Here is a 7,435-nt window from a genome sequence, read left to right on the forward strand (position 1 = left end):
GAGAACAACCCTCCCACGGGTCCCATAGCGCTCGGCCATGGTCAGAACGTGTCGCCTCGTCCATCGATCCCGGTTCGCGTGTCGTTCCGGCCGCGCCCTCATCCTGACCGTGCTCGCCGAGGCGGACGGTCACCTGACCGCCGACGTGGTCCATGAACGTGCCGCCGCCGCGGGCGCCATGGATCTGTCGGCCGGACGCTGGCGCTGTTCGAGCGTCTCCAGATCGTGCACACCCTGGCGATCGGGAAGCGTGTCACCTACGGCCTGACCGACCATCCCTGCGTGCGCTGGGCCGACAACGTGTGGGCGTTGGTCTCCCAGCACTTGAACGAACCATCCCCGCGTGCGCGGGGCCGCCTGGGGACCTGCAACGGGCCGAACACGTTGCGGGAACCATCCCCGCGCGGAGATGGCCCCTCGACCGGGCACGGGCCGACGCCGACCGCGACGTCGGCCCCGCGCACGCGGCGATGGTCCCCGGATCGCCCTGCACGGTGCACCTGAAGCAGTCGGCCCCGCGCATGCGGGGGGAGGACCTTGCCGCCCGCGGGTTCGGACGAGGGCACGAGCGGTTCAACATCCCGGTTCCACGTGACGGCGGCATTCAAGACCTCCTGCTGGAAGCGACCCAGGTCGACCGGCGGTTCGACGCGGTGATCTGTGAGTCGGTCGACCGGATCGCGCGCCGCACCTACGTCGGCACCCAGATCGAGAACACCCTGGAGAAGCTCGGCATACCGCTGTGGGCGTCCGACGAGCCGATAGCCCTGAACGGGAAGCGCTCGTCTCAGGTGCTCACGCGGCGGGTGAAGCAGGGTGTGGCCGAGTGGTACGTCCTGGAGATGCTGGAGAAATCCTGGGGCGGGTTCGAGGCCCACACCGAGCAAGGCTTCAACGTCGGGCGCCCTCCGTACGGGTACCTGGCCGACAAGGTTCCGCACCCGGTCGCTGCTCGCCGGGAGCAGGGAGCGACCAAGCATGTGCTGGCTCCCGACCCGGTGCGGGGCCCGGTGGTGCGGACCATTTTCGAGATCCGCGCCGGTGAGCGTTTGGGCTATCAGGCCATCGCCGACCGACTCAACTTGGATCTGGATCGGTATCCGCCGCCTGTGGCGACCGCGAAGCATCGCACGGTGGGCAGGTGGACCTACTCCTCGGTCCGGGAGGTGCTGACCAATCCCAAGTACACCGGCTACATGGTGTGGAACCGCAAGGCGACCACCTCGGCCGGGGGCCGCAACAACCCGCCCGAGGCGTGGATCTGGTCCAGCGCACCCACTCACCCCGAGTTGGTGAGTATCGAGACCTTCACTGCCGCCCAGAGGGTCGCCCGTGACAGGGAGGGGTCACGTAGCCGTCCGGGGCCCAACACCGCGCACACCGGCACCCGTCGCTCGTATGCTTTCCGCTCCTATATGACCTGCGGATTGTGCGGGCGCCGGATGTTCGGCAAGGAAAGCCGGGGGCGGATCTACTACATCTGCCGTCCCGCTCGTGCTTACCGTCCTGAAGGGCATCCGGCGAGCATCTGGGTTCGTGAGGAGCCGCTCATGGCGGGCCTGACCGAGTTCTTCAACCGTGAGATCTTCGGGCCCCACCGTCGCGAGCGCTTGCGCGTCCTGCTCGCCCGGCTCGATGACACCCATATTCACGAGCACCGGGAACGGCTGGTGGCGGTCGAGCGACAGATCGCGGAGTTGAAACGCCGCAAAGAGCGTGTCCTGGACTCGCTGGAGGCCGCCGACGATCCCTCACCGGCCTTCGTCAATTCCATCAACGAACGCACCACGAGCATCGGCGCGGACCTGGAGGCCAAACAAGCGGCACTGCGCGAACTACGGGACGCGACCCCGGTGGCGCCGTGCCCGGAGTTGCTGGACCGCTGCCCGACCGGCACGGTCGACTTCGACCTGCTACCTGAGCCGACCTTGCGGCGCCTGCTGGACGCCTTCGCCGTCCAGATGTGTCACAACAAGGAAAACAACCAGGTCACGATCCAGGTCACGATCACGCCTGCAACGCCGGACACACAACTCTGGACCGCGAACGCAACGAGCGTTTGGGATGACTCCGGATCGGACGGCTCCGGATCGGACGGTGATCGTGCAGCCATGCGCGTGGTACCCCCTACGGGGAACCATGCGCATGGCTGCACCCACAACCCCACCACCCACCGCTGCCAACTAACAATCCCGTCCCGCTTCCCAATCCTGTAACCCGGCGGCCGCGTTGTTGGCAGATCACAACCATTCGCGCATACCGATCACACCCCGATACTTGCGCGGGACTTCGGAAGATGGTCAGCAGGTGTTGCGACCCCTCGCAGGGGTGATGAGGACCTGTTCCTCTGACATGTCCGACGTGCGGCGCTCGCGAGTGTCACCGTCACGCAGGAGTGCAGGGCGGTTCCGTGGCCGCTCTGGGAAAAGGCTTCTGACCAGGTACTTAACCGCCCTGACCGCAGGTGGGCAGATTCGTGGTGGACAACGCCTCCAACTCTCTGCTTTCATTCTCTCTGAGTGATCAAAACCACAGAATTTCTAGGTCGTACCCCGCCGGGCAAGAGTTCGTGGTCTGCTCCGCTATCAGCTATCCGGTCATCGCAGCAGGTTAAATGCTGTCTGACCGCATGCCCGACAGGAGAGAGACTCGTGAAGTTCGCACAGAAGTGCGCCGCTGCCGGTGCGGCCATCGCCTTATCCGCGGCAGGATCGCTGTTGACCGCGGCCCCGGCCTACGCCGGATACTCCCTCAAGATCGACACGTGGGGGTCATGGGGGCAGCCATGCGGAAAGTACTACTGCCTTTACTACTCGCAGGGCCTGTGGAACGCCAGCTGGCGGCCCTCCTCCAAGGTGGACAATGATCTCGGGGGCAACAAGTTCTCCGACAGCGGGAGTTTCGGCTCGGCCGGCGACGGAAAGGTCGTCCGCAACAACGCGGCGTCAATGGGGAACCACACCTCGAACTGCCAGGTGACCACCTACATCTACCCCCACCTGACAGGTGACGGAAACTACCTGAACCGGGGATACGCGGGAAACCTCACTGAGGGTAACTCCTATTACCACCTCCGGAACAACGAGGCGTCCATCACGATCAACTCCTGCAGTTAGCCTCTGGTCTCCCCGTTCCCGCCCCGTTCCGGCGGGAGCGGGGAGGCGGTCGATCTTCCCCTGTGCACGAGTTGATTTGGAGTTCCGTGAAAGACATGTTCGGCTCTCCGTCGTCGCGAGTCTTCGGCACCGTCGTGCTGGCATGCCTGGTGCTCACCGCCTGCGGCACCTCACCGGAGGCGGAGGTCGAGGCGAAGCCCGTCCCGACGCCCACGCCGACCGGCATGGCCCAGCTACACCTTCCCCTTGAGGCGTATATGCCGTCCGACACTCTTACCGCGCAGCAGGGAGCGCTGGGCATTCTGCTCACCAACGCCTGTATGAAGAGGTTCGGATTTCCGCAGGAGTCGTCGGGCGACATCACCGGATCGATCCAGATGCGGATCCGCTTCAACCGGCATTCGTTCACCCGGCGGTACGGAATTACGGACCGCGCGGTGGCGGAGCGGGCCGGATTCGGCATGCCGGACTGGACCATGGGCGCCGCCGAGCCCCAGTCACTGGACGATGTTCCTCCGGAGGAGCGCACGGTCCTGCAAGGCAGCCGGGCCGGAGGTCAAGGTGTGAGCTACCGGGGCATGCAGATACCCGCCGGGGGGTGCATGGGAGAAGCCGACCGAGCCGTCAAGAACGAGACCAGAAGGCAGGGCGGTCTCGCCAACCGGCTCTCCTCCGCGACCTTCCTCCGCCTGAAGAACGAACCGCGGGTCCTCGCGGCCTCCTCTGCCTGGTCCACATGCGTGCGGGAGCAGGGATACCGCTACGTCGATCCGTGGCATGCGGGCCTGGAGTTCGTCAAGGAGGACGACACCGACCAGAAAGCGAGCGCGCCGGAGATCAAGGCCGCGCGCGCCTCGGTCGACTGCAACTACAAGACCAACTTCCTCGGCAAGGTGTTCGCCGTCGAATCCGAACTACAGAACATGGAGATAGAGAAAAACGCCGAGTCCCTGGAAGGCGAGAAGAAGCAGAACGCCTCCCGGGCGCGCCGGCTTCAGGAACTAGTGAAGCAGTACGGTGGCTGACGCGACAGACGTCACGCGCCCGAGCGAGGCCGGAGGCGGGACCGCAGCGGCCGCTACGGCGACGGGTCGTCCCCGGTTCGCGCGGCGGCAGGCATCCCCGGCCCCGTTCCCGCCTTCCCTGCGCGGATCTCCCGCGTGGCCGGGCACGTCGGCGGCCGGGTATCGGGCGCGTTGCTGACCGTCACGATTGGCGGGCTCCGGCTGGTCGGCAAGATGGACCTGTCGACCTCGGGAATGGTGAAGGTCGGGCAGCGGGCCGAGGTGTTCGCCGAGGAGACCGGCAAGCAGTACCGCGCCACGGTCTCGGCCGTCGGCAAGGTCGTCACCCCGAAGGGCGACAAGGACCGCAGCGCCCCCTACGTGCCGGTGTATCTCAAGGCGCCGTCCGGCTGGACCGCCGAGTCCGACGGCGAGGAGGCGCGGATCACCGTCACCGTCACCGCCACCGACGACAAGGTGCTCGCGGTCCCGGAGGCCGCGATCAGCGCCGCCGCCGACGGGCGGACATCGGTGACGGTGGTGACCGCGGCGGGAGAACGGCGCCGCGTCCCCGTCACCACCGGACTGTCGGCGGACGGGTTCGTCGAGGTCACCCCCGACGGTGCGGCGCTCGGCGCGGGCGACTTGGTCGTGGTGGGCCGGTGACCCCGGCGATCCTCCTGCGCGGGGTCGGCCGAACCTATCCCGGCCCACCGCCGGTCACCGCGCTTCACGACGTGAACCTGACGGTCGCCAGGGGCGAGTACGTGGTGATCGTCGGCCCATCCGGCTCCGGGAAGTCGACCCTGCTCAACCTGCTCGGCCTGCTGGACCGACCCACGGACGGCAGTTACGGACTCGACGGGCTGGACGTGGCGGAACTTCGCGACGCCGAACGGGCCGCCGTCCGCGGCCAGCGGATCGGGTTCGTCTTCCAGTCGTTCCATCTGCTCCCGCACCGCAGTGCGCTGGAGAACGTCCTGCTGGCCCAGTTGTACGGCGGGACACCGCGCGCACGCCGCCTGGACGCGGCGAGGTCGGCGCTGCGCCAAGTCGGACTGGAACACCGCACAGACGCCCCGCCGACCACGCTCTCCGGCGGCGAGCGGCAGCGCGTCGCGATCGCCCGGGCACTGGTGAACAGGCCACGCCTGTTGCTCTGCGACGAACCGACCGGCAACCTCGATACCGCGACCGCGGCCACCATCCTCGGGCTACTCGAAGACCTCCACACCGCCGGCCAGACCGTGCTCACCATCACCCACGACCCCGCCGTGGCGGGGCGGGCCGGACGGGTCGTGACGATCAGGGACGGGCGGCTCACCGACGAGGGGGCGCGGTGAGAAGGTCCCGGACACCCTGGCGGGCGCCCGTCCCACCGCCCCGGCTCGGCTGGCGGGACCTCGTCGCCGAGGCGGGCGCCGGCCTCACCCAGCGACCGGGCAGATCGGTGCTGACCATGCTGGGGACGGTCCTCGGCGTGGGCGCGTTCGTCGCGATTCTCGGCCTGACGGCAACGGCGTCGGGGCAGATCGGCAAGCAGTTCAACTCCCTGACCGCCACTACAGTCACCGTCACGGCCGTCGACGGGCAGGCCGGCCCGGACCTCGCCGCCGGCGGAGGTACGGACGGCGCCGCCGTCGAGACGATCCCAGCCGACAGCGACCGCCGGGTGCGCCGCCTCAACGGCGTGGTCACGGCGGGCACCTGGCGGCAGATCCGGTTCGGTGCCGACCCCCTCATCAGCGCGTCGCCCATCGTCCGGCCGGGATCCGAAGCCGACATGGGCGGGATCGTTCCCGTCTTCGCGGCCTCCGCCGGAACCCTGGGCGCGGCCGAGGCGACCATCAGCCAGGGCGTGCCGTTCAACGCCTTCCACGAGGGACGGGCCGAGCCGGTCGCCATGCTCGGCGCCACGGCCGCCAAGCGACTCGGCATCAGCAGGCTGGACGCCGGTCCCGCGGTGTTCATCAACAACCGCGCGTTCACCGTGATCGGCATCATCGGCGACACCGAGCAGCTTCCGGAGCTGGTGGCCGGCGTCGTCGTCCCGCGCCAGACGGCCAGGCGTGTCTTCGGCCCGCCGCCCGTCGATGGCCAGGGCCAGATGATCATCAGGACGCGGCTCGGCGCGGCCGAGGTCATCGCCGGGCTGGCACCACGTGCCCTGCGGCCCGACCGGCCGGACCTGCTGACCGCGATCCCCCCGCCCGCCCCCAAGGTCCTGCGCGGCAAAGTGACCGACGAGCTCACCGGCCTGTTTCTGCTGCTCGCGACCATCTGCCTGGTGATTGGAGCCATCGGCATCGCCAACACCACGATCGTGGCGGTGTTCGAACGGACCGGCGAGATCGGGTTGCGGCGAGCGCTCGGCGCGCGGCCCCGGCACATCGCCGTTCAGTTCCTCGTCGAATCGACCGCCCTCGGGCTCCTCGGCGGGCTGATCGGCACGGCCCTCGCGATCATCACCGTCGTAGCCGTCGCCCTCGCCAAGCAGTGGACGGCCGTGCTGGAGCCGGTGTCGGTCTTCCCCGCCCCCCTCATTGGCGCCGCCGTCGGGCTCCTCGCGGGCATGTATCCGGCGATGCGCGCGGCGCGAATCGAACCCCAGGAAGCCCTCCGGCAGTAGCCCAGAAGGAGAACCGAAATGGTCGATGACATGGTCCGTGGGCCCCATGGTTCATTGGATTTACGGCGCAGTCCGACGCAATGAGTGATCTACATCACTTATACAATCCGTGCTGCACAATCGGCCTCAAGAAGGCGACCTACAAGGCAACAGGGAGGTCATGAACAGTGGATGAGATGGTCCTGAGAGCCCAGAAATGGGTGAACTCTGCCTACAAGGGGGTCGCCGGTTACAATCCCGTTGATGAGGACGGGATAACCGGCTGGTCCACGATGTACGCTCTAACGCGTGCCCTTCAGCACGAGTTGGGCGTGGCGCCGCTTTCCGACTCCTTCGGTCCCGCCACGCTGGCGGCGCTCACCGCGCACGGAGAGATCACCGGCACCGAGCAGAACCTTAACATGGTCAAGATCGCCCAAAGCGCGTGCTACTGCAAGGGCTACAACCCCGGAGACATCTCCGGAACCTACGGGCCGATGACGGCGAAGGCGATCCACGCGATGATGGAGAACGCCGGCCTCGGTTTCGATGACGGCCGGTTGCGTCCAAAAGTCTTCAAGGCCCTGCTGACCATGGACGCCTATGTTGTGGTAGCCGGTGGGCTCAGCAAAGTGCGATCAGTGAGCCTTTTTCAGGAGGCGTGAGTTTCGTGGGCTTGTAGGACGTGGATGGCTTTGGCGAGGTGT

7 protein-coding genes are annotated in these 7,435 nt (G+C 67.4%); all 7 read left to right on the forward strand.

Going from position 1 to position 7,435, the window contains the following annotated elements:
* The first annotated feature begins 494 nt into the window (after nucleotides 1–494).
* The 7 genes from ABD808_RS21140 to ABD808_RS21170 all read left to right on the forward strand — a co-directional run bounded on the left by ABD808_RS21140 (nucleotide 495) and on the right by ABD808_RS21170 (nucleotide 7,393).
* Nucleotides 495–2,216 carry a recombinase family protein gene (locus ABD808_RS21140; protein WP_344899282.1) on the forward strand — a complete coding sequence of 574 codons (1,722 nt, stop codon included), beginning with the start codon at nucleotides 495–497 and terminating at the stop codon, nucleotides 2,214–2,216.
* Nucleotides 2,217–2,651: 435 nt separating this feature from the next.
* A complete protein-coding gene (locus ABD808_RS21145; protein ID WP_344899284.1) occupies nucleotides 2,652–3,116 on the forward strand; it encodes a hypothetical protein in 465 nt (154 codons plus the stop codon).
* A gap of 95 nt (nucleotides 3,117–3,211) precedes the next feature.
* Nucleotides 3,212–4,141 carry a hypothetical protein gene (locus ABD808_RS21150; RefSeq protein WP_344899286.1) on the forward strand — a complete coding sequence of 310 codons (930 nt, stop codon included), beginning with the start codon at nucleotides 3,212–3,214 and terminating at the stop codon, nucleotides 4,139–4,141.
* 135 nt (nucleotides 4,142–4,276) lie between these two features.
* Nucleotides 4,277–4,786: an efflux RND transporter periplasmic adaptor subunit gene (locus ABD808_RS21155; protein ID WP_344899288.1), complete on the forward strand. Its 510-nt coding sequence runs from the start codon at nucleotides 4,277–4,279 to the stop codon at nucleotides 4,784–4,786.
* Nucleotides 4,783–5,463 (forward strand): ABC transporter ATP-binding protein, encoded by a 681-nt coding sequence (locus ABD808_RS21160; protein WP_344899290.1) that lies wholly within the window; start codon nucleotides 4,783–4,785, stop codon nucleotides 5,461–5,463. The genes ABD808_RS21155 and ABD808_RS21160 overlap by 4 nt, the downstream gene beginning before the upstream one ends.
* On the forward strand, nucleotides 5,460–6,749 hold the full coding sequence (locus ABD808_RS21165; protein ID WP_344899292.1) for an ABC transporter permease: 1,290 nt from the start codon (nucleotides 5,460–5,462) through the stop codon (nucleotides 6,747–6,749). Before ABD808_RS21160 ends, ABD808_RS21165 begins: the two co-directional genes overlap by 4 nt.
* Before the next feature lie 176 nt (nucleotides 6,750–6,925).
* On the forward strand, nucleotides 6,926–7,393 hold the full coding sequence (locus ABD808_RS21170; RefSeq protein ID WP_344899306.1) for a peptidoglycan-binding domain-containing protein: 468 nt from the start codon (nucleotides 6,926–6,928) through the stop codon (nucleotides 7,391–7,393).
* The last annotated feature ends 42 nt before the right edge of the window (nucleotides 7,394–7,435 follow it).

Source organism: Actinomadura meridiana (assembly GCF_039537545.1).
Lineage (GTDB): Bacteria > Actinomycetota > Actinomycetes > Streptosporangiales > Streptosporangiaceae > Spirillospora > Spirillospora meridiana.

Excerpts from the sequence above, each read along its gene's own strand:
- ABD808_RS21150 (WP_344899286.1), top strand. The coding sequence starts at position 3,212 with ATGTTCGGCTCTCCGTCGTCGCGAGTCTTCGGCACCGTCGTGCTGGCA.
- ABD808_RS21170 (WP_344899306.1), top strand. The coding sequence starts at position 6,926 with ATGGTCCTGAGAGCCCAGAAATGGGTGAACTCTGCCTACAAGGGGGTC.